The organism is Indibacter alkaliphilus LW1, assembly GCF_000295935.2.
Taxonomy (GTDB): Bacteria; Bacteroidota; Bacteroidia; order Cytophagales; family Cyclobacteriaceae; genus Indibacter; species Indibacter alkaliphilus.
In genome coordinates this window covers 15137-38112 of the sequence record NZ_ALWO02000006.1, presented here as the reverse complement: position 1 = coordinate 38112, position 22976 = coordinate 15137, and the positions used below count along the sequence as shown (strand labels likewise).

Annotated in this window: 17 protein-coding genes, 1 tRNA gene and 1 pseudogene; 7 read left to right on the top strand and 12 right to left on the bottom strand. The window is 40.6% G+C overall.

From position 1 onward, the window contains the following. Positions 1-72 precede the first annotated feature (72 nt). Together A33Q_RS00895 and A33Q_RS00890 are read right to left on the bottom strand one after the other, a co-directional pair. The gene (locus A33Q_RS00895) at positions 73-1074 is read right to left on the bottom strand and encodes an acyl-ACP desaturase (RefSeq protein ID WP_009035124.1); all 1002 of its coding nucleotides are present in this window, start codon (positions 1072-1074) and stop codon (positions 73-75) included. A gap of 131 nt (positions 1075-1205) precedes the next feature. Continuing rightward, the gene (locus A33Q_RS00890) at positions 1206-2930 is read right to left on the bottom strand and encodes a hypothetical protein (protein WP_009035123.1); all 1725 of its coding nucleotides are present in this window, start codon (positions 2928-2930) and stop codon (positions 1206-1208) included. A gap of 180 nt (positions 2931-3110) precedes the next feature. Here A33Q_RS00890 and A33Q_RS00885 point away from each other — a divergent pair, with 180 nt between their 5' ends. Beyond that, positions 3111-4361, top strand: coding sequence for a dipeptidase (locus tag A33Q_RS00885; protein WP_051394796.1), 1251 nt, complete (start codon positions 3111-3113; stop codon positions 4359-4361). 163 nt (positions 4362-4524) lie between these two features. Here the strand turns inward: A33Q_RS00885 and A33Q_RS00880 are convergent, their stop codons facing one another. Continuing rightward, positions 4525-6927, bottom strand: coding sequence for a ribonucleoside-diphosphate reductase subunit alpha (locus A33Q_RS00880; protein WP_009035121.1), 2403 nt, complete (start codon positions 6925-6927; stop codon positions 4525-4527). Positions 6928-6960: 33 nt separating this feature from the next. Further along, entirely contained in the window at positions 6961-7941 is a 981-nt protein-coding gene (locus tag A33Q_RS00875; RefSeq protein WP_009035120.1) for a ribonucleoside-diphosphate reductase small subunit, read from the bottom strand. Between the two features lie 637 nt (positions 7942-8578). On the opposite strand from A33Q_RS00875, the gene rplU reads away from it, so the two are divergent. The 5 genes from rplU (at position 8579) to A33Q_RS00850 (ending at position 17238) form a co-directional block, all read left to right on the top strand. Further along, positions 8579-8890, top strand: coding sequence for a 50S ribosomal protein L21 (gene rplU, locus A33Q_RS00870; RefSeq protein ID WP_009035119.1), 312 nt, complete (start codon positions 8579-8581; stop codon positions 8888-8890). A 32-nt stretch (positions 8891-8922) separates the two neighbouring features. After that, positions 8923-9183 (top strand): 50S ribosomal protein L27, encoded by a 261-nt coding sequence (gene rpmA, locus A33Q_RS00865; protein WP_009035118.1) that lies wholly within the window; start codon positions 8923-8925, stop codon positions 9181-9183. A gap of 471 nt (positions 9184-9654) precedes the next feature. After that, a complete protein-coding gene (locus tag A33Q_RS00860; protein WP_009035117.1) occupies positions 9655-12618 on the top strand; it encodes a SusC/RagA family TonB-linked outer membrane protein in 2964 nt (987 codons plus the stop codon). Between the two features lie 12 nt (positions 12619-12630). Further along, positions 12631-14046, top strand: a complete 1416-nt coding sequence (locus tag A33Q_RS00855) for a RagB/SusD family nutrient uptake outer membrane protein (RefSeq protein WP_009035116.1) — start codon at positions 12631-12633, stop codon at positions 14044-14046. Between the two features lie 123 nt (positions 14047-14169). Beyond that, positions 14170-17238 carry a WD40/YVTN/BNR-like repeat-containing protein gene (locus A33Q_RS00850; protein ID WP_009035115.1) on the top strand — a complete coding sequence of 1023 codons (3069 nt, stop codon included), beginning with the start codon at positions 14170-14172 and terminating at the stop codon, positions 17236-17238. 56 nt (positions 17239-17294) lie between these two features. Here the strand turns inward: A33Q_RS00850 and A33Q_RS00845 are convergent, their stop codons facing one another. Next, positions 17295-18035: a porin family protein gene (locus tag A33Q_RS00845; protein ID WP_009035114.1), complete on the bottom strand. Its 741-nt coding sequence runs from the start codon at positions 18033-18035 to the stop codon at positions 17295-17297. A gap of 164 nt (positions 18036-18199) precedes the next feature. Here A33Q_RS00845 and A33Q_RS00840 point away from each other — a divergent pair. Next, positions 18200-18273, top strand: a tRNA-Arg gene (locus A33Q_RS00840). Between the two features lie 138 nt (positions 18274-18411). On the opposite strand, the gene A33Q_RS00835 is transcribed toward A33Q_RS00840, so the two are convergent. The 7 genes and pseudogenes from A33Q_RS00835 to A33Q_RS21725 all read right to left on the bottom strand — a co-directional run. Beyond that, on the bottom strand, positions 18412-18861 hold the full coding sequence (locus tag A33Q_RS00835) for a JAB domain-containing protein (protein ID WP_009035113.1): 450 nt from the start codon (positions 18859-18861) through the stop codon (positions 18412-18414). Positions 18862-18912: 51 nt separating this feature from the next. After that, positions 18913-19893, bottom strand: a complete 981-nt coding sequence (locus A33Q_RS00830; protein ID WP_009035112.1) for a DUF3871 family protein — start codon at positions 19891-19893, stop codon at positions 18913-18915. Continuing rightward, the gene (locus A33Q_RS00825; protein WP_016254450.1) at positions 19874-20731 is read right to left on the bottom strand and encodes an AAA family ATPase; all 858 of its coding nucleotides are present in this window, start codon (positions 20729-20731) and stop codon (positions 19874-19876) included. The genes A33Q_RS00830 and A33Q_RS00825 overlap by 20 nt, the downstream gene beginning before the upstream one ends. A gap of 197 nt (positions 20732-20928) precedes the next feature. After that, positions 20929-21246 carry a hypothetical protein gene (locus A33Q_RS00820; RefSeq protein WP_009035110.1) on the bottom strand — a complete coding sequence of 106 codons (318 nt, stop codon included), beginning with the start codon at positions 21244-21246 and terminating at the stop codon, positions 20929-20931. A 97-nt stretch (positions 21247-21343) separates the two neighbouring features. Then, positions 21344-21637, bottom strand: coding sequence for a hypothetical protein (locus A33Q_RS00815; RefSeq protein WP_009035109.1), 294 nt, complete (start codon positions 21635-21637; stop codon positions 21344-21346). Between the two features lie 21 nt (positions 21638-21658). Then, the gene (locus A33Q_RS00810) at positions 21659-22495 is read right to left on the bottom strand and encodes a DUF4846 domain-containing protein (RefSeq protein WP_084328456.1); all 837 of its coding nucleotides are present in this window, start codon (positions 22493-22495) and stop codon (positions 21659-21661) included. Between the two features lie 146 nt (positions 22496-22641). Continuing rightward, positions 22642-22860 (bottom strand): annotated as a pseudogene (locus tag A33Q_RS21725) (BRO-N domain-containing protein); the annotation flags it as partial. Positions 22861-22976 lie beyond the last annotated feature (116 nt).

The window sequence follows — 22976 nt, the reverse complement described above, 5'->3', positions numbered from 1 at the left end:
ATAAATGAACATGTTATGGATTTCGGAAAAGGGTAATAAAAAAGCCTGATCGTTTTGATCAGGCTTTAAGTGTTATTTTAACCAAGCGAGTGAAATCTCATCAGGAGCCTTCATTCGATCAGCTAGTCGCATATATCTGTCAGAAAGATTGGATAGGTAATCTTGTGCTTTTGCAGCTATGCCATCCAAACCTGAAAGATTTTCAATATCCCAAAGTTTGACGAGGTGATCTATAATTCTTGCATAATCCCAACCTGTGTAGATACCTATTTTTTGAGTAATGGCAGAGAATTGGTCGAACAAAGAAGGGTTACTACTTCCTTTGCCCATCAGTACTGCAGGCATCACAATCTGTTTCTTCATCATTTTTTCAAAAGCCAAAACAGCACCATTTGGGTCTATTTCGAAGATTTGAGACATAAAGCTTTTGTATGCTTTTTCATGTCTTGCTTCATCTCCGGCAATTGTTTTGCAAATTCTTGACAACACATCATCACCAGCTTTATCCGCTAGTTTTCCTGTATTTACATGGGAGATTTTAGTTGCTCTTTCTTGGAATGATGTGTATATAATAGCCTGATAGGGATCTTTTTCTGAGCGTGGGTCAAAGCCATTGTAAATCAACCTGTGAATGGTCTGTTCGACTTTTTTCATATCACATCTACCTGAAAGATAAAGGTACTTGTTCAGAAGGTCTCCATGTCTGTTTTCTTCTGCTGTCCAAGCTTTAGACCATTTTACCCATCCTGAGTTACTCAATAGATTTCCTTCTACATTGATGCCCTCAAGTAGGTTGAAGTAAGTCTGGTAGCTGGGTAGTGCTTCCTCTGTAATCATATTCCCTACCAAAGAGGTGATGACAGTATCCGGAATCCCAGAAGATCTTTCTTGGAGCTTTTTGATTTCATCAAAAGCATCAGACTTAGACATGTCGGGAAGAAAATCAGTAGGTTGCCAGCATTCATCAGGATCTACGAGTATATTTTCAACAGCATGGGTCACAAAGCCATCAAGCTGGCTGATGACTTCCATGTTTTTTTCCAATTCGTAATTAATATTTTCTGATTTACTCATGATATTTAGGTTTTCTGTTTGCCAGTCTGGTGATTGTTGTTGGCTAGATCACAGTTAATTCTGGTATAAAGGTAAGGACTATTTATCAGATATAGTTCAGGGAAACTTGATTTGTGCAAACGGTTTCCATCTTAATTTTTCTTTATCAATACCCAGTTTGAATGGTTGAAATCTGCAGGAGCTGTCTTTTTTAGTCTTTCAGCAATCCTATCCAAATACATGGTGTGGTATCTCAACCTTGTGATGTAGTTAGGTAAATCAGGGTCTCCATTCCAACAGTGTTCGGCACGATCTCCATAAAGAACCTCTCCTCCATAGTACGGAGAATCAGTATTTTCAAGAAATTCTTCAGTCAGGTAAACGGCATTATTGAGGTAATAATTGTCCATGTCTCCGCAATAGATGTGGATTTTGCCTTCCAATTTGCTTCCAATGTCGGACCAGTCTCTTTCCATGATATACCTTAAGTCATAATTTTCTTTCCAATGATCAGCAACATCTTTATCAATTTCACCACTGTACTTATCCCATATTGGTTTAGGATAGCCATCAGCACCAATTGGCGAGTAAACAGCCTGCCAAATATCCCATTGATCACCTGATAGGCTTTTATTTCCCCCAAGTGCCAATTCTTTGTAATTCATATCTTTGAGCATGGCTGATACGTGCCCTAAATAATTTCTTTTACCAACCCTCTCGGTGGTTCTGAAAGGACCTTTTAAAAAGTAGGCGTTTTCATCTTCATAGATATTGACTGTAGTATATGCCCTGAAATCTATGGGGTCAGGGCATGCAGCAAAGCAGCCATTGTACTCTTCTGGATATTTGACTTGTACAGCCAATGCTTCCCAACCACCAGTGGAGCCTCCGTAGGTAAACCTTGCCCAACCCTCTCCAATTCCCCTAAACTCTTTTTCGATATGAGGGATTAATTCATAGGTAATGGCATCACCATACGGGCCGATATTTTCGGAATTTACTGCATAGCTGTCATCATAAAATGGATTGGCATGTTGGATTTCAACCGCAATAAACTTCGGGAAATCAGGAGAAACCCATTTTTGATAAAAATCATAGGCTTCTTGTTGCTGGATTTTATTGTAGCCATATATATCAAAACGCGGGCTGTATTCTTCTTCCAGATTTTCATCAGGAGGAGTAGTTCTGAATCCACCAAAATCAGGAGTAAAGTGACCATGAAAAATCATTAGCGGATAATGTTCCTCTGTTCTCTTATCAAAATCACGGGGCAATAGGATATGTGCTCCAAGGTAAATATCTCTTCCCCAAAACTCTGACAGTAACTCTGATTTGAATTTGATATGTTTGATAAACTCGGTATCCTCAGGTTCTTCTACAGGAGGGTTGATTTGGTCAATATGAAGACTGATAGCTCCACTTCCGTTCCATTGGATTTTTTTAGGTGTGCTAAAAATGTTTCCTGGAGTTCTGTTCCACTGCCTTCCTTCCCATTGATCCATGGGCATCTTGACTGTATGACCATCTGATCTCTTGTAAGTTTCATATTTCACTATATAAGCTTGCGCCCAATATTCTCCTGGGGGGATGTCTTTTAAGTTTTCTATTGGATAACCAAAAGCCTCTACGTCAAATTCAAACCCATTTCCTTCCTGATAATTTTCGAAATCCATCCCCACTACTTGGGCAGAACCCACGTCATCACTAACTGCAAACCTGGGTTCGGTACCTTCTTGGTGGTGAAGCAGAAGTAAAAGCCTTCCATCACTCAATTTTTTCCCTAATTCATCTTCAACTGTTATGGATACTTTGGTATTCTTATTTGGAGAACAAGAATAAAAGGTAATCATGATCAGAATAAAAGCAAATTTTCGCATTGTATTGTAGGTTGGTTATTGATCAATTTAAATAAAAATCCCATTTCGTTGTGGTCATAAGAATCAAATTATACAAGCGGAAAATTCTGTCTTTTAAGCTAACAATCAACCGTTCGTAAATCTTATGATCAATAAATTACAGGAAAAATTTAATTTATGGTTTGTACCAACACTACTATTATGAAGAATAACATGATTTTGGCTGCCTTAGCCTTTTGTTTTTGGGCATGTAATCCAGGAAGTGAAAATACTGAAAGGGATTATTCTACGCTTTCTGATGAAGAAAGAAAGGAACTTGCAATGGAAATTGCGTTGAATACAATTATCGTGGATGGGCATATGGATTTGCCACTTAGGATCTACAATCAAACTAATGGAGATATCAATTCTGCCTACGATTTTATTAACAGGCAAGATGAAGGAAATATAGATTATGTGCGAGCCAGGGAAGGAGGAGTAGATGCACCATTTATGGCTATATATATACCTGCTTCTTATCAGGAGACCGGTGGATCCAAAGGGCTGGCAGATACTTTGATCATGATGGTGGAAAAACTTGCTACAACATGGCCGGACAAAATAGCCATGGCATACTCTCCGGATGATATCAGAAATAATTTTGAAAAAGGTTTATTATCCTTACCTATGGGTATAGAAAATGCAGCTGCAATTGAAGATGATATTGCTAATGTGGAGTATTTTTTCAATAAAGGCATCAGGTATATGACATTGACTCATGGGAAAGACAACTTGGTGGGAGACTCCTCTTATGATGATTCAGAAACCCACGGTGGACTCAGTGAATTTGGCAAAGAGGTGGTAAAGGAAATGAACCGGCTCGGAATGATCATCGATGTATCTCACATTACAGACAAAACATTTTTTGATGTAGCCGAAATCAGTGGGGCTCCGATAGTGGCAACTCACAGCTCTGTAAGATCATTTACGCCTGGGTTTGAAAGAAATGTATCTGATGAAATCATCCAAAAAATAGCAGAGAAGGAAGGATTGGTCATGATTACCTTCGGAGGTAGTTTTCTAGATCAGGCTTATGCGGATGCCAATTCAGAAATCAGAGCCCATATCGTTAGCTGGCTGGAGGAAAATAACCTGACCTACAGAGACCCTGAGGCGCAAGCCTACATTAGAGAATATTCTGCTGACAAAAAACCAAGTGTACATGTATCTAAGGTAGCAGAACATATTGATCACGTTGTAAAGCTTGTTGGAATCGATTATGTTGGCTTAGGTTCTGACTTTGATGGAGTTGGAGACACCCTACCTGAAGGCCTCAAAGATGCTTCCATGTATCCAAATATTATCGAGGAATTGCTAAAGCTAGGTTACTCTAGGGAAGACATCGAGAAAATCTGCTCCAAAAACTTCTTTAGAGTTTGGGAAAAAATTATGGAAGTAGCTGAAAAAAGCTAAAAAGATACAAGAACAACTGGTTTAGATTGGATGTTATATTGAACAAAAAAAGGAGGTTATTATTAGCCTTCTTTTTTTGATATGATTTTAGCAGGATCCAAATAAAAAAAGCGCCTGATAATATCAGACGCTTTTTGCCATCAAACGAACTCTAAAATTTATCTTAGCTACCGCACATTTCGCATCCTTCAGGATCGTCAAGTGAACAGGCAATGGCATCTTGTTTTTGAGACTTGTTGCTCTCATGAGCTGCTGCAGCATCTGTAATTTTATCTGCTTCCAAAGCTGATTTATCAACTGTAAACTGGATTGCGCTTGTGGCTGCTTGTGATCTCAAGTAGTACATACCTGTTTTCAAACCTTTTTTCCAAGCATAGAAGTGCATGGAAGTTAACTTACCAAAGTTAGGATCCTGCATGAATACATTCATGCTTTGGGATTGGCAAATGTAGGCACCTCTATCTGCTGCCATATCAATAACTACTCTCTGAGAGATTTCCCACACAGTTTTGTAGATGTCCTTGATGTTTTGTGGAATATTTGGGATAGCTTGTACAGATCCATTTGCAGCAATCAGCCTGTTTTTCATGTTGTCATTCCATAATCCTAGACGGATCAGATCTTTCATCAAGTGCTTGTTGACTACAATAAATTCACCGGATAATGTCCTTCTGGTGTAGATATTTGAGGTATAAGGCTCAAAACACTCATTGTTGCCCAGAATTTGCGAAGTCGAAGCGGTAGGCATTGGAGCTACCAACAAAGAGTTTCTCAAACCATACTTTTTAACTTGTGCTTTGAGACCATCCCACTCCCACCTACCGGACTTGGGTGTTACACCCCACATGTCGAACTGTAACTGCCCTTTGGATGCGGGAGAACCTTCATAAGTCTCATATGTTCCTTGTACTTTGGCCAGTTCCATAGATGTTTCTACAGAGGCAAAGTAAATGGTTTCGAAAATATCCTCATTAAGTCCTTTGGCTTCTTCTGATTCAAATGGCATCCTTAAACTGATAAAGGTATCGGCCAAGCCTTGAACCCCTAGTCCAATTGGGCGATGTCTGAAATTAGACCTTCTCGCTTCTTCAACAGGATAGTAGTTGACATCGATCACTTTGTTCAGGTTTCTCGTGGCTACCTTAGTGATTTCATAAAGCTTTTTATGATCAAAAAACTTCTTTCCATCAGGACCTGTCTTTACAAACTTAGGCAAAGCAATAGAAGCAAGGTTACATACAGCGACCTCATCCGGTGCAGTATACTCGATGATTTCTGTGCAGAGGTTGGAGGATTTAATGGTCCCCAGATTTTGCTGATTAGATTTTTTGTTTGCAGAATCTTTGTACAGCATGTATGGAGTTCCTGTTTCAATCTGTGATTCCAAAATTTCAAACCACAGCTCTTGCGCTTTTATAGTTTCTCTCGCTCTTCCTTCTCTCTCATATTTTTCATACAGTTTTTCAAATTCTTCACTGTGACAATCACCAAGACCAGGAGCTTCATTCGGGCAGAATAATGACCAGTCCTCATTTTGTTCAACACGCTTCATGAAAAGATCAGGGATCCACATGGCGTAGAACAAGTCACGGGCACGCATTTCTTCTTTACCGTGGTTTCTTTTTAGTTCCAAAAAGTCCTTTATGTCAGCGTGCCAAGGCTCAAGGTAGATAGCGAAGCTGCCTTTTCTTTTCCCACCCCCCTGATCTACATATCTGGCAGTCATGTCGAAGTTTCTAAGCATGGGGACAATTCCATTAGAAACGCCATTAGTTCCTCTAATGTAGCTTCCTTTGGCTCTTACATTGTGAATGGAAAGCCCGATACCTCCTGCAGATTGTGAAATTTTCGCGCATTGCTTCAGGGTGTCATAGATTCCATCAATGCTATCATCTTTCATTGCAAGCAAGAAGCACGAAGACAGTTGAGGCTTAGGTGTACCCGCATTGAAAAGGGTAGGAGTGGCATGTGTAAACCACTTTTCTGATAGTAGGTTGTAAGTTTCAATTGCAGCTTCAATGTCTTCCTTGTGAATACCAACTGCAACTCTCATCAGCATATGCTGAGGTCTTTCCACTACTTTTCCATCCAATTTGATGAGGTAACTTTTTTCCAGGGTTTTGAAACCGAAATAGTCATAATCGAAATCACGGGTGTAATCGATGGCCTCATCAAATCTAGCTGCATGCTTTTTTACTATACCATATACATCAGGTGCTATCAAAGCGGCATTTTCCCCAGTTTTGGGATTGATGTAGGTGTAAAGTCTTTTCATTGTATTTGAAAAAGACTGACTGGTGGTCTTATGCAGGTTTGAGATTGCTATTCTAGCTGCGAGAATGGCATAATCCGGATGCTTGACAGTCAGTGAAGCACAAACTTCAGCCGCAAGATTGTCCAATTCGGAGGTGGTTACCCCGTCATAAAGTCCGTCGATTACTTTTTTGGCGACTTCAATAGGTTGAATATATCTGCCATCAAGGTTATAACAGAGGTTTTCAATTCTGGAGGTAATCTTGTCAAACCTGACCGATTCCCTTCGTCCGTCTCTTTTTATTACTAGCATGCTTTTGTAAGTTTTGGGTTGGTGGATGGGTTATTAGAATTCTTCTCCCATGGAGAATTTAGGTGAGTCTGATTTGTCTTTGCTGTTCATCACTCCCGCTTTTTGGTAATCGCCTACTCTCTTCTCGAAGAAGTTGGTTTTTCCTTGAAGGGAAATCATATCCATAAAGTCAAATGGATTTGTACTGTTCCATACTTTGGAACAACCAAGCTCAACCAAAAGCCTGTCAGCCACAAATTCAATATACTGGCACATCAAATCAGAATTCATACCGATGAGCTTTACTGGCAATGCATCAGTGACGAATTCTTTCTCTATTTCTACTGCGTTTTTGATAATCTCGGTAACGGTTTCCTTTGGAAGGGTGTTGTTTACGTGTTTGGTGTACAAGTGGCAGGCAAAGTCACAGTGCAGCCCCTCATCTCTTGAAATCAATTCATTGGAGAAAGTAAGTCCCGGCATCAGCCCTCTCTTTTTTAACCAGAAAATAGAGCAGAAAGAACCGGAAAAAAATATCCCCTCTACTGCGGCAAAGGCAATCAATCTTTCCTGGAATGTACCATTGTCAATCCACCTAAGTGCCCAATCTGCTTTTTTCTTGACACAATCAATATGTTCTATCGCATTCAATAGTTTGTCCCTTTCCACATTATCCTTGATATAGGTATCTATCAGGAGGCTGTATGTTTCAGAGTGGATATTTTCCATGGCTATTTGGAAACCATAGAAAAACTTTGCTTCGGTATATTGTACTTCAGAGACAAAGTGTTCTGCAAGGTTTTCATTGACTATTCCGTCACTGGCAGCAAAAAATGCAAGTACATGAGAAATAAAATGTCTCTCCCCGTCATTGAGATTTTTCCAATCTTTCAGGTCCTGGCTTAGGTCGATTTCTTCAGCTGTCCAGAAGCTGGCTTCTGCCTTTTTATAATATTGCCAGATGTCATCATGTTGGATTGGAAATAATACGAATCTTCCACTGTTTTCCTGGAGTATTGGTTCTACTTGTTGCATTACATTTAATTTTTTTGTTTCAGAATTTTTTCAGCCTTTAAAGCCTGATATCTTTCCTTGCACAGACTGGACAGAAAAGGCTGTCTTTAGAACAGCCTTTGAACAAATATGATCAACAATTTTCAAAAATAAAACCACAAAACCTCCCAAAGTAATAGTTTTTTGAACCTCAGTCAAAAATTGTATAAATAACTTTAAAACAATAAATTAAATTGTTTTAATTAAAGTTATAAATTAAAGAACTGAGCTAATAATTGCCCCTGAAACTTTTTTTAAATAATTGTAAAAAGATTTTCAGGATGAAATTCAAGGTGTTTTTTGACTCTCGGTCAATATTTTAATCCAAAGATTTGTTTGAAATTAATATATATAAAATTCATTAAATCAGTTGTTTATGGTTTCATCATGCGTTTTTGGGTTTTTTGACTCAAAAATCCATTCTTATAATTTAGGTTAGAAATTAAGAGAATAATAAGGGCTTTAATTGGTAAACTCAGGCAAGCTTTGAGAAATCGGTGTAGTAGATTTTTCACTGGCGGCGAAGAGGTTGTGGGATATATTTTGAAGAGAAGTTTTTTTATTGTGTTGAAGCTTCCTATATTTGCACCTCAATTTCCTAAAGCAATATATAATTAATATGTACGCAATTGTTAACATCGCAGGAAAGCAGTTCAAAGTAACAAAAGATCAGCAAGTCTATGCACCATTAATGCAGGGCGAAGCTGGCGCTTCCGTGGAATTTGACCAAGTATTGTTAGCTGACGATAACGGTACTGTGTCAATAGGGGCTCCAATTATCGAAGGAGCCAAGGTATCAGGGAAAATCCTTGATCATGTAAAAGGTGACAAAATTATAGTCTTCAAGAAGAAAAGAAGAAAAGGCTATAAAAAGAAAAATGGTCACAGACAGAATTTTACCAAAATTTTGATAGAAAACATTACACTATAAGATTTCTGCTGAAATCATAAACAAATAAAATTATGGCTCACAAGAAAGGTGTCGGTAGTTCCAAAAACGGTAGAGAATCCCACAGTAAGAGACTCGGGGTAAAGAAATTTGGTGGTGAGGCGGTAATCGCTGGAAACATCATCGTAAGACAAAGAGGTACGAAACATCATGCTGGTGAAAATGTAGGTGTAGGAAAAGACCACACTCTATTTGCTTTGGCTGATGGTAAAGTTCAATTTAAAAAGAAGTTTGACGGAAAGTCTTATGTAAGCATCGTGCCTGCAGAAGCTTAATCCAAATAAGCATCTTAAAAAAAGTCTTTCTTATACAGGAAGACTTTTTTTGTTTTGGTGACAATTTTAAAAATTGGTTTGTCAGAGATAACTCTAATTATTTTTTGATTTTAAGTCTCTTTTTTGGGCTGTGAAACCAAGGCCAAAAACACCTCCAACACAAACAATTATGTTTTAAGTTTTATCTTTTGTAATAAAATTTTTTAGGGTCTAATTTTTAAAGATAGTTAACTCTATCTTATTTTTAAATTTTGGTTTGTATAGATATAAACTATCTTATCATGTCTTTTTTGATCATTAATATTTGGTTTAATGCTATTTTTTGAGATAAATAATTCTGAATATACTGTTTCTCCTTATTCGCAAAATTATGGTTTTCAATAATCTTATATAACCACTCATCCTAGATTGTATTGGTTCTTGGAATTGAAATAAATTAAATTCTACATAGAATCTAAAACCAATACAACTATGAAGAAACCTTTACTCGCAGCCATATTATATTTGGTTGTTCTGACCGGGGCTTTACAAGCCCAGCAGAGAAGCGTGTCAGGAACTGTTATTTCGAGTTCCGACAACCAGCCCATACCGGGGGCAAATATTCAGATAAAAGGGACCAATATTGGTACGGTTACCGACATTGATGGTGACTTTTCCATTCAAGTACCAGATGGTAACGCCGTACTTATTTTCACTTATATCGGATACATTACCCAAGAGCTTTTGGTAGGGAATCAAAATTCCATTGATGTGATTCTCAATGAAGACCTGAAGCAATTGGGTGAAGTGATTATTGTAGGTTATGGAGAGCAGGATAGGAAGACTCTGACTTCTGCCATTTCTTCTGTAAGTGCAAAAGATATAGAGAACTTACCAATGCCAAGTCCCGATCAGATGATGCAGGGAAGAGCACCTGGTGTTTTGATTTCTGCAAATTCCGGAACTCCCGGAGGTGGGATGTTTGTAAGGGTAAGGGGTACAACTTCTATCAATGCTGACAATGACCCACTTTATGTTGTAGATGGAATACCTATTGTTTCAGGAAACCTCTCTGCAGTTGGCCTTGGAGGAGGTACCGCCAATGCTATGGCAGATATCAATCCGGCAGATATTGAATCTATGGAGATTCTTAAAGATGCGTCAGCAACAGCAATATATGGAGCAAGAGCAGCCAACGGAGTAGTTTTGATTACTACCAAAAGAGGTAAAAGCCAGAAGGCAAGGGTAAGCATAGGTGCATACCACGGTGTGCAGAGTGCTTGGAGAAAGCCTGACCTAGTAAATGGTCGGGATTTCGAGATGCTGAGTAATGAAGCAGCGGTCAATAATGGAGGGCAACCGATATATCCTAACCCTGCTCAAGCTATCAGTACAAATTATTCAGATTTTGTATTCAGGGATGCCCCAATCACCAACTTTGATGTGTCTGTAACGGGGGGCAATGATCAAGTAAGGTATTTGGCTTCCGCATCAGATTTCAACCAAGATGGTATAGTTGCCCCATCTTCATTTGCAAGGAGAACAGGGAGGCTTAATCTTGATGCTTTTGTATCAGATAAATTGAAAATCGGAACAAGTATCCTTTACTCTAGAAATGTCAGAAATAGAGTAAATAATGACGATAACATTGCCGGAGCACTTGGTGGAACACACTTTTTCCCATCCAATCTCCCTCCTTTCCAGCCGGATGGCAGTTATACCAAATTTTCAATTTTTGAAAACCCAATTGCGGTAATCAATGAAAATGATATTACCATGGTTACCAATAGGGTTTTAGCGACTGTTTATGGAGAGTATGAATTCTTCCCAGGCTTAACTTTGCGAAGTAACTTCAGTGTAGATTATAATAATATAAAAGAAGATACTTATATCAATACCCTTCTCAATGCCGGTGCTGCCGTAAATGGCCAGGCATCCTCTATTGTATCGGTCAATGATAACTGGATTCAAGAGAATGTCTTGAATTACCAAACCAATTTCGGTTCAGGGCATAGTTTAAGTGTCCTTTTGGGGACTACTTTACAGCAATCGACTTTTGAAAGGACAACAGCAACCGGACAACAGTTTCCATCAAACGATTTTAAGAGGATAGCATCAGCTGCTGTACAGACCTCTTCCTCTGATGGTTCGGTCTGGGGGATTGCATCAGTTTTCAGTAGGATTAATTATTCACTCCAAAACAAATATCTACTGACATTGAATCTTAGAAGAGATGGTAGTTCAAGGTTCGGTGCGGCAAATAGATGGGGTACATTCCCTTCCGCTGCAGTTGGCTGGAGAATTTCTGAGGAGGATTTTTTTAATAAAGGAAAATTTGTTTCAGACTTGAAAATAAGGTCAAGCTATGGTGTGACAGGTAATCAAAATGGGATCAATGACTTTCAGTCCAGAGGCTTATGGGCAGGAGGAGCCAATTATGCCATCACTCCAGGTACAGAGCCTTCACAATTGGCCAATCCGGACCTCAGATGGGAACGCACAGCACAATTTAACATAGGGGTCGATGTTGCGATGTTCAACGAAAGAGTCATGATGACTTTTGATTATTACAACAAGCAGACCTCTGATTTATTGCTTGCTGTCCCAATTCCAAGATCGAGTGGTTTTCAGAGTATTTTCCAAAACTTCGGAGAAATGGAAAATAAAGGGTTTGAATTCTCTATTTCAGGAAGCCCAATCGTGAAGCAGGATTTTACTTGGGACATAAATTTCAACATTGCACAAAACAGAAACAATATAAAAACGCTAGCCCAGTCTATTCCTGTTTACAATCGGGATATCATCCGGATGGAAGAAGGTATTCCTATGTACTCATTCTGGATGCATAGGCAGCTAGGTGTGGATACCGAAACAGGCGATCCTATCTGGGATACCAAAGATCCAAATAGACCTTTTGACCCAAATATTGATAGGTTTATTGTAGGAGATGCTTGGCCAGACTTTTTTGGTGGATTGACCAATACCTTTAGGTATAAGAATTTCGACGCAATGATATTTTTCCAATATTCTTATGGGAATGACCAATTGTTTTGGAATAGGTTCTTCCAAGAACATGGAGGTACAAGGAATACAAACTTCTTAGGAAGCCAATTGGATAGATGGCAACAGCCAGGAGATGTCACTATGGTTCCGCGAATGACTAATGCAAACTATGCGGCAAACCTGAGACCTTCGAGATTTGTAGAAGATGGATCTTATTTAAGACTTAAGAATATAAGCATAGGGTATACGCTTCCCGCGAGCCTTGCTTCAAAATTGGGTATGACATCGGCAAGAGTCTATCTCAGCGGCCAAAATGTTTTGACATTCACGAATTATAGTGGATTGGATCCCGAGGTAAACTCTACAGCAAGTACAGCTACAACGCAGGGTGTGGATTTTTATGCCATGCCACAACCGAGAGTTTTTATGGGAGGTTTTAACATTACATTCTAAACTCAGACAATCATGAAGATCAAAAATATATTTAACGGAATCGCAACAATCGGCATTTGTTTTACAGTCGGTTGCAATGTACTTGACCAAGAGCCTGAAATCCAAATATCGGATGAGGTTGCATTTACCAATGAGAAAAGTGCCGATGCTGCTTTGGCAGGATTATACCATCAGCTTCAATCGGGCTTTTACTATGGAAGGAATTTTCAAAATATTTGTGAAGTTTCCAGTGATATATCCCAAAGTGTGGGTACATGGGATTTTTACAGAGAATTGGATACCTATCAACTAGATGCTTCGAATCTTGAAGTCACAAACTTCTACACAGCTGCTTACAGAGCTGTAAACCAAGCAAATAATATTATCGCAGAAGTGCCTGCTATTGAGATGGATCAGGCCAAAAAAGATAATATCATAGGCCAAGCGCATTTTGTAAGAGCACTGGCCTTCTTCGACCTGAACAGAGTATTTGGAGGAGTGCCAGGAGTTCATGGTGATCAAAGTGTTGTGCTTCCCTTGAGCCCATCAAGAGCTGTGAATGAGTCATTGTACCCAAGCAGGCCATCTTTGGCAGAGGGTTACAATCAGGTAGAGGCAGACCTTCTGTCCGCTCTGAATTTACTGCCCGAGGCACAGGCAAACAATACGACTACTAGAGCCAGAGCTGTTAAAAGTACTGCCCGGGCCCTTCTTTCAAGATTTTACCTCTATACTAGAAATTACAATGAGGTAATTAGGTTGAGCACGGAAGTTATAGATGACAATAAGTATAGTTTATTGGAGGATTACTTAGGAATTTACGCAGGGGAATTTACATCGGAATCCATCTTCGAACTGGAGTTTATTGCTGCTGATCAAAGTGCCATGAGGTTTTGGTATTTTCCTGGTGCCCAAGGAGGTAGAGGTGAGCTGGCAGTTCATGAAAGTTTCATTTCAGAAATTCAGGCAGATGAAAATGATATCCGCGGAACTATGTTTGGGTTTGATCCTATTCAGGGAGTTTATTTTCCCACTAAATATCAAAAACCTGGAAACATTGACAATTTTCATGTGATCCGGATTGCGGAGATTTACCTGAACAGGGCTGAGGCTTATGCGCAATCCCAAGGGACTTTAGCTTTAGCTGTGGAAGATTTGAATACTATTAAAGAAAGGGCTGGCGTAGCACCTTATTCAGGGCCTGTTACCCAGGAAGCACTTTTGCTTGAAATAGAAAAGGAGAGAAAATTTGAATTGGCTTTTGAAGGACATAGCTTTTTTGACCTAGTAAGAACTGATAGAGCTTTAACTGTACTTGGAAGTGTAGAAAGGAAAAACTCCTCAGCTCCGGTAAGCTTAGATCAGCCTTGGAAGCAGATTTTACCGATACCCAGAGATGAATTGCTTTCGAACCCCAACATGGTTCAAAACCCGAATTACGGAAATTAAAATTTCATGAATTCGATGAAAATATGTTGCCGTTGAAAGAATTACTATGAAGTAGATAATTAAAGCTACTTATCTTATGGCTTAATAAATGGAATACCGATTAATTACACTAAATATTATACTATGAAAAGAATATTTATCCCAATAGTCTGCCTTTTTCTATGGCTTTTGGTTTTCCCCAACCAAACCATTCAGGCTCAGACTTATGACGAATCCCTCTACGATGCAGTTCAATGGAGACTGGTCGGTCCACACAGGGGAGGCAGGTCAGCAGCTGTAGCAGGTGTGACTTCTGACCGAAACACATATTACTTTGGAGCTACAGGCGGAGGAGTATGGAAAACAGATAATGCAGGAAGAACCTGGAAAAATATTTCCGACGGGTATTTTGGAGGTTCTATAGGAGCAGTTACTGTTGCTGAATCCGATCCAAATATTATATATGTAGGAGGTGGAGAGAAAACTGTAAGAGGAAACGTATCTTATGGATATGGTTTTTGGAAAAGTACAGATGCAGGGGAGACTTGGGAGCATCTTGGGATGGAAGAAACCAGATTCATTTCAAGAATTAGGATACATCCTGAAAATCCAGATGTGGTATATGCCGCTGTTCTGGGAGATATTTTCAAGCCTACCGACATGAGAGGTGTTTACAAATCTACTGACGGAGGAAAAACTTGGGATAGAAAGCTTTTTGTAAGCAATGTGGCCGGAGCTGTGGATTTAATATTGGACCCCAATGATCCTGAGACTATGTATGCCTCCACTTGGGATGTCAAAAGAACTCCTTATAGCTTAGAAAGTGGAGGTCCCAATTCCAAAATGTTTAAAAGTACAGATGGGGGAGAAAATTGGACTGAAATCTCAAGAAATCCGGGATTGCCTGAGGGGATTTTGGGTATTATGGGAATTACCGTTTCTCCTCTGAACTCCAATAGACTTTGGGCAATTGTAGAGAATCTTGATGGAGGAGTTTTCCGGTCGGATGACGCAGGTGCTACTTGGACTAAAACAAATGAAGATAGAAATCTAAGACAAAGGGCCTGGTATTATACACGAATCTACGCAGATACTCAGGATGAAAACACAGTTTACGTAGTCAATGTGGATTATCACAAATCTACAGATGGCGGTGAAACATTTAAAGCATCCAGAGCCCCTCATGGTGATCACCATGACCTTTGGATTGACCCCAATGACAATCGGAGAATGGTGATTGCTGATGATGGTGGTGCTCAGGTTTCTCTGGATGGCGGTGAGTCTTGGTCTACTTATATGAATCAGCCAACAGCCCAATTTTATAGGGTGACAACTGACAATCATTTCCCATATAGAATATATGGTGCCCAACAGGATAACTCCACCATGCGTATCAATCACAGAAATGATGGTTATGCTATAACTGAAGATGATTGGGAGGTGAGTGCAGGAAGTGAAAGTGGTTGGCTAGCTGTAGATCCAACTGACAATGATGTTGTGTTTGGAGGTAATTACGGAGGCTTGCTCCAGTTACTCAATCATTCATCAGGAGCAAGAAGAAACGTAAATGTGTATCCTGACAACCCAATGGGGCATGGTGCTGAAGGAATGAAATATAGATTCCAATGGAATTTTCCTATCTTCTTTTCACCACATGATCCAGAGGTTTTGTATACCACCTCAAACCAATTTCACAGATCAACCAATAAAGGACAAACTTGGGAAACATTTTCTCCGGATTTGACAAGAAATGCGAAAGAAAAGCTAGGACCTTCCGGAGGACCAATAACCAAAGACAACACTTCTGTTGAATACTACAGTACAATTTTCGCTGCTACGGAATCTCCTTTGAAAAAAGGTGTACTTTGGGCTGGTTCGGACGATGGATTGATACATGTATCCAGAGACAATGGAGAAACATGGGAAAATGTGACACCACAAAACTTCCCGGAATGGACTCAGGTAAATAGTGTAGAAGGGCACCCATTTGAAGAAGGGGGGCTGTATGTAGCTGCGACTTCATACAAAAATGGAGACTTTGCACCTTATCTTTATAAAACTACCGATTATGGAGCTACTTGGACAAAAATAGTCAACGGTATAGACCCGCAGCATTTTACAAGGGTAGTGAGGGCTGACCCAGAGAAGCGTGGTATTTTATATGCAGGTACAGAAACTGGTATGTACATGTCTTTTGATGATGGCGCAAACTGGCAATCTATGCAATTGAATTTGCCTGTCGTTCCAATTACAGACCTAACTATCAAAGACAATAATCTCATTGCAGCGACTCAAGGTAGGAGCTTCTGGATCATCGATGATTTAACAGTTTTCCATCAACTTGCTGATGACATCAATCAAAAATCTTATTATCTCTTTAAGCCTCAGGATTCTTACCTAATCGACGGTGTGAGAAGAGAGTCTTTGGTGGCGGGTACTAATAGACCTGGAGGTGTTTTGGTCTATTATCATTTAAAAGATGAGCCAAAAGATGAGCTAAGGATTGAGTTTTTGGATAAAAATAAAAATCTGATCAGAGAATTTTCTTCGAAAGGAATACAAGGTGATACGCTGAAATACAAGACAGGATCCAACGAGTTCAATTGGAACCTAAGAATTCCTGACGCCATTGGATTTGAAGGCATGATTATGTGGTCTGGTCCCTTGAGAGGACCAAAGGTGGTTCCTGGAGACTATCATGTAAGGATGATTGTAGATGGTGAGACTCAGGAACAAGCATTCAAGGTGTTGCCAGATTTGAGATATCCTTCATCCCAAGAAGACTTGCAGGCGCAGTTTGATTTCTTACTTAGCGTCAGAGATAAGTTGACTGAGACGCATGAGGCCATTATCATGATCAGAAAATACAGAGATGAGCTGAATGAAATAGCAGAAAACAATTCAAGGCAGAGAAGAAGGATTGAGGGAATTGTTAAATCCATTTCTGATATAGAGAAAGAACTTTATCAGACTCAAAACAGAAGTGGTCAGGATCCTTTAAATTATCCGATCAGACTGAATAATAAACTTGCTCACCTCAATGTAATCGCAGGAACTGGAGCTTTCAGACCTACAGATGGTGCAGAGGAAGTAAGAAGAGAAATCACCAGACAGATTGATGTTCAGTTGGAAAAATTCAGGGAAATAGAACAGTCCCAAATTTCCAATATTCTCAACATTGAAGAATTAAAAACAGAACTTGATAAGAAATAAACCAATAAAAAAGGGAGCTCGAAGCTCCCTTTTTTATTTAACTGATTTTTTTACTTTTAAAATAATGCGGCGGAGATGCCAAAGCTAATTTGATTTGCTTCAGTTCTAAATGGTCCATTTTCTCCTTTGAAAACCTGATTCAGTCCATAATTAGCCCATACATTAAATCCTGGGAATCCAATTCTGGTATAGACACTGTATCGCAAAGGATTGAAGCCATAAGATTGTCTGTCCTTTATTTTTCTGTCCAATCCGTCACTGTCTGTAAAGGCAATTTTCGTTTGGGCATTGAGCATGTATCCGACTTTTGCTCCAAGTGCTACTCTAAAGCTTTTATCGTAGTTTCTCCTGTTAAAATGATATCTGAATTCAAGGGGGATTTCAGCATAGGTCGTAGAAACATTGTTTCTGCTGATAGAAATATTTTCACCGTAAACTTCTTCTATTTCCAATATTTGACTGGACTCCGGACCGATATTGGGATTATTGAATAAGGTTCTGTCATCTCTAAATGCCAGCTTGTCTGTTCCTATACCAATACCGGGGTTGAATGTAAAACCAGTTTCATTCCCGATTTTAAAAGGATGTTGGTAATAAGCGTTGAAAGTTCGTGAAGGAAAAAAGTTGGTGCCCAACTCATCGGGGATATTATTAAGTCTATTGAAACCGAAGTCTAGGAATAAATCACCTTTGATGTCAGGTCTACCTCCGATTGGGGTTCTTTCCCTTTCTTCCTGCGCCAATAGTGTAAATGATGTGACAATATTTAAGAGTAGAATTACTGATAATCTTTTCATGAAAGAGTTTATTGACTTTAAAATTTCGGCTAAATTATAAAATCATGCTTGATTTGCAGTTGTTTTCCTCTTAATTATTCTTAATTGTTGGAAGCATTAAATTGAAATGCAGTAAAATCATTTTTGGTAAATTGAAAAAGCTGTCTAATTTTGCAATCCCAATTGGCCTCGTAGCTCAACTGAATAGAGCACCTGATTACGGCTCAGGAGGTTTCAGGTTTGAATCCTGACGAGGTCACTTTCTAGCGCTTATACGGGGCGTTTTTTACCGGTTTTGTCTCCCTTTTTTGTCTCCCTTTTTTTGTGGAGACAAAGAGGGTGACACGAAAAGGAAGCTTACGAAACAAGCTTCCTTTTTTTTGTGTCCGGTTCCTTCTCAAATCTTTCCCTCATCAGCAAAACTGAAGTATTGCCCGTCGGGTGACAGGATGAGGTGATCCATCAGCTCGATTTCCATTTCCTTGCAAGCGTTCTTGATCCTTCTTGTCATGGAGAGATCAGCTTCTGATGGAATCAGTTTTCCTGAGGGATGGTTGTGTGCAAGGATCAACCCCGAGGCGAGAGATTTGAGTGCTACACCCAAGATGATCTTGGGGTCACAAACAACAGACGAAACGCCGCCTTGAAATGCCTTGTGGTACCCTATTACGCATGAATCGCGGTTGAGGTACAGCACAATAAATTCTTCTCTGGCGGCGATCAGATCTGGGTCAAATATAGTCTGTAGCAACTGAAATGCGTCTACTGAACTTCGGATTTTTTGAAGGTTTTTTCCTGAACCTTTTGCTTTGTAACTGAGCTGAAGCTCGAAAATCAAATTTGTCATGTCTGTCTTAAATGTGAAAAGCCCGCCTTTTTAGGGGCGAGCTCTTCGGGTTCAACGCAAATACCAGAAATTGTGTGATGGTGACTCCAAGGCCTCCTGTACCTGCTGCGTGAAGTCGAAACTGTTGACGCCACGTTCCAAGTACTTGTCAATATACGAGTGCTTGACCGCCCCAGTCATCAGATTGTAAAACCTCCACAGGTCAATACTGCCATTTTCACCACGTTGAAAGTTGGGGTCACTGTAGTAGCATTCCGCAACTCTCGAAACTTGCGTGTCATTGATCAGCAGTTCGGGCACCTCAGCTTTAAGCTCTCTTGGGAGAAACTGGTACAGCCTTGCACGACCGATGATCTGTGCGAATTGGCGCTCTTCCAGATAGTAACCTGTGAACTGGTTCATGTGGCTGAGTTGCTTCACTGCATCATAGTCCTGAAAGAGCAGGAATACCTGCTGGTACAGATCTTCTAAACTTTTTGCCCGCATGTCCAGCTTGGCGCCATCAGTTGAAACACAAAGATTGGTGCAGACAAAGTTTCTGAAACCGACAAACACTTTGAAGTGCTCGGGTGAACCTTTGATGCTGTTGAGGTTGTCCAAGTTGTAAGCTTTGACGCCTCCTACAGTCAGCTCAAGCAGATTCCCGTTGATTACATCGGTGATGCCAGGAATGGTCAGCATGAAAGCCATCCGCTCGTAATAGATTGTTTTTTCATGAGGAAGCAGGTCATGCGCTTTTTTCTGTCTCGCCTCATAAGTCCTGCCTTTGATCGGATGGGAAACCCTCACTTTAGGGGAAGGTGTGGCGCTTAGTCCAAAGACATCTCTGGCAGCTTCTGCGACAACCTCCACAAATTCCACTTGGGAAATTGTTGGCTCGTTGTCTTTGAGAAACACGGGTATCACATGCCTTTCCCTGATTTCCCGTAGTGCAATCTCAGCAGTGTTGGCTTCCAGAAAAGGTGGAGCGGACACCTCCACATGGGAGATTTCCAGTGCTTCCATTGTGTTGTTAATTCGCATGAGTTCCATTGGACATGAAGTTTGGCTTAGTTAACAACTGACTTTTTCTGGCGACAAACTCTTCCTTATAGAGCTCTCGCAGGCCTGGGTTTTCGTTATACAGTTTGTACAGCTGGTCAAGGCTTTTGCAGGAGTTGATGAGCTCCACAAAATCGCTGGGCTCCTCATCCAGATTTGATGCAGAAGATTGACACCAATCCCTGATCATTTCCCCTGTTTCTGCGGTGATTCTGAAATCTGGCAGTCCTACAAACATCCCAGTCCTGTCTTTGGAAGCAGTGACAAAGTGTTTGATGTTGACTTCGAATACAATGGTAAAATCGTACTCCAAGCCGTCACGCTGCACACCTTTCAGACCAACCTTTTCAGGTACCTGTTTTCCGTTCTTCTCGGTTAACACATAGTCTTGCTTGCTTCGTACAGTTGCGATTATGTGTGAGGTGGAGGAAAGGATTTTGTTGATCAGGTGGTTGTGCCTAGGGGTGATCTTGCCCCAGTTGGAGAAGCTGTTTCCTGGCATGTTGCTGTGAACGTCTAGCAAGGTTTCCCACTCATGGGACAGACTGTCAATCACAATGGCCTCCATGCCTGCGGTTTCACATAGTTGGATTGCTTCCAGATACTTCTCAGGTGTGTAGGGAGCACCAAGTGAAATGACGTTGTAACCTCCTAGATGTGCATACAAGTCAGCACTTTGATTTTCGGTGTCGATGACGGCTACCTTGGACCAGTCTCCGACCAAACCAAAAGCAAGTAGTAGGGATGAGTAAGTCTTACCCGAGCCACTTGGACCCTGCATCGCAATTCGTATGCGAGCTTGGGAACGTTTTGAAACACGTAGTTGCATATTGCTCTTATGTTTATTGGTTGAACATTGGAGCAACTGGGGGGTAGGAGGGTGAAAAAGTAAAAGCTGAAATTAAGGGGAGGGGGGTACCTATGGATTTTAGAATAACCGGGGGTAGGTTAAGGGGGCGGTACCATCGCGCTCTCCCTCACCATAGGGAAACCGCCGTGAGACCGGTAAAACAAAATGGGGAAGGATTACTCCTGCCCCAATGGTTTTCTTAGAAGGAATTCCTCGATTTGGTTGAAAATTCCTTCAAAGACTTCTTCATCAAATTGCTCCAGCGGTATGCCAATGTAAGCAGAATCCTGCTCTACTTTGATGATTATATCATCGTTGAAGTGAACAGTTCCATCGTCACCTGACATCTTGAAATCATTGGCATAATCTAGCCTGTTGGCCAGTTCTGTGGCAAAGATTGATGCGTCAACAATATCTTTGTATTCAGGGCTGATAATGTGGGTGATGTTTGGGCTTTCCTTCTTGCGAAGCGTCACGTAGAATGATCTTGTCATGTTGTTTGAATTATAGTTTCGGAGCACTTACCCCTTACTATAATATACGAAAAATCAAGCAAATTTTCACTTCAAAACACATCTTTCTGTCTGATTTTCAGCTCTTTTTGAAGATTGAGGAGATGGTGAAAATTACCACAATACCAGCAAATACCCAAACTCCAATCTTGTATGCATGATACAGAGCCCTCTCCACCTGTTCCAATATCTCGGTCACAACAAAGAGTGCCACTATGCTCAAAATGACTGTGAGGACTTTGGTCAGGGTATTCTGCTTGCTCCACCATCCTTTCCTTTCGGGATTACCTGGCGATGGCTCAGTTGTAAGGTGTGGAGGTTTTGAGCCACTTTCAAGGCGGCTTGAATTTTTGAAGTCTTGATTTTCTAGCATGTGAAGGGTTTGGGTTGGGTACTATGTAAATCTTCTGACCTGTGGGCTTTTGAAGAAAAAGCGTTGGTGCCAGATCGGTAGCTTTTTAGGGAGGTCAAACCATGGCGAAATTCCTCTATCATGGCTCTTGACGATGTGGATGGACTGTGCAGGAGTATAACCCTGTGCCAGCAGGTAGATATATTCCCCCTTGCTGTTTTTGGCACGGTCTACAATGATTACTGCATGACCCGGGCTCCCAGGGTGTACGATCACGTCACCGATCTGGTAATCACCTCCACGGCTGACTTTGGTTAATTCTCTTTCTAGGGAGATGGTACCTGCATACATGAACACTATGTCGAGATACCGTCGGAAGTTCTGGTAACTGTTATCCGATGTGGAGGTTTGCTTGAATTCCACTTTGTTTCCTTTGACTTCAGGTCTGACCCCTTTGGCGTGGTCAAGCCAAGCATAACTGTGGCCACTTGTAAACTGGAACTTGATTTTGTCGAACGCTTTATGCTGATACAGATACTCTGCCCTCAGTCGGATGGTGGCATCTGCACACTGCTGCAGGTCTTTGGTACCGACATCAATGTCCATGACTGCAAAATGATTCCGCTGGTCTGAGATTGGACGACCCTGAAAATCCAGAACTTTGGATCCATGTGGTAGCAGCTTGAGATTTTGCAGGTAATGCTGCCATGTGCCTGTGGCGGTTGTTTCTCTGACAAAGCCTTGAGGAGCAAGGACTCTGCCTGCTACGGTCTTACCCTCTTTAAGGAGAAGTTTTGAGCGGTCTTTTCCATGGCAGGATGTGAAGAGCAACGATAGCGTTATAGTGCAGGTGAAGAGGGTGAAGGCAAGTTGTTTCATAGATCGGGATATGTAACGCAAGATCTCGTTTTGCCTCCACTTTTCAAATAGGCTACGGAAGGATTTGAGAAAGTGCGACGGTGGTTGTCTGCTTTAAATTCCAATGGTTGATTCTGAGAGTGAACTTTCAAAGTTACAAGTCTCATCTATCCTCCTGTTTTTCTGATTGTAGGAAGTACGTCTTCCACCATCCATTTTTCAAAGTGTTCAGCTGCTGGCAGCTTGGACTTGAAAATCAGGCGGTACACATCCTGTTCGGGAATAATTGTCATGTGTCTAACCTGCCCCCCTGAATTAAGGGGACAGGTTTTTGTTGTTTTACAATGTGATTTTACAGCTTGATCGGGTCTAACATACCCCAATACTTCAGCTACGTCCTAGGCAACAAACCATGGTTCGTTGTTTTCGTCAAGTAACACCCTTACATTGTGGGTGCTGAAATAGTGGTGTCTTGTCAGACTTAGCTATCAAACGTTTTTGA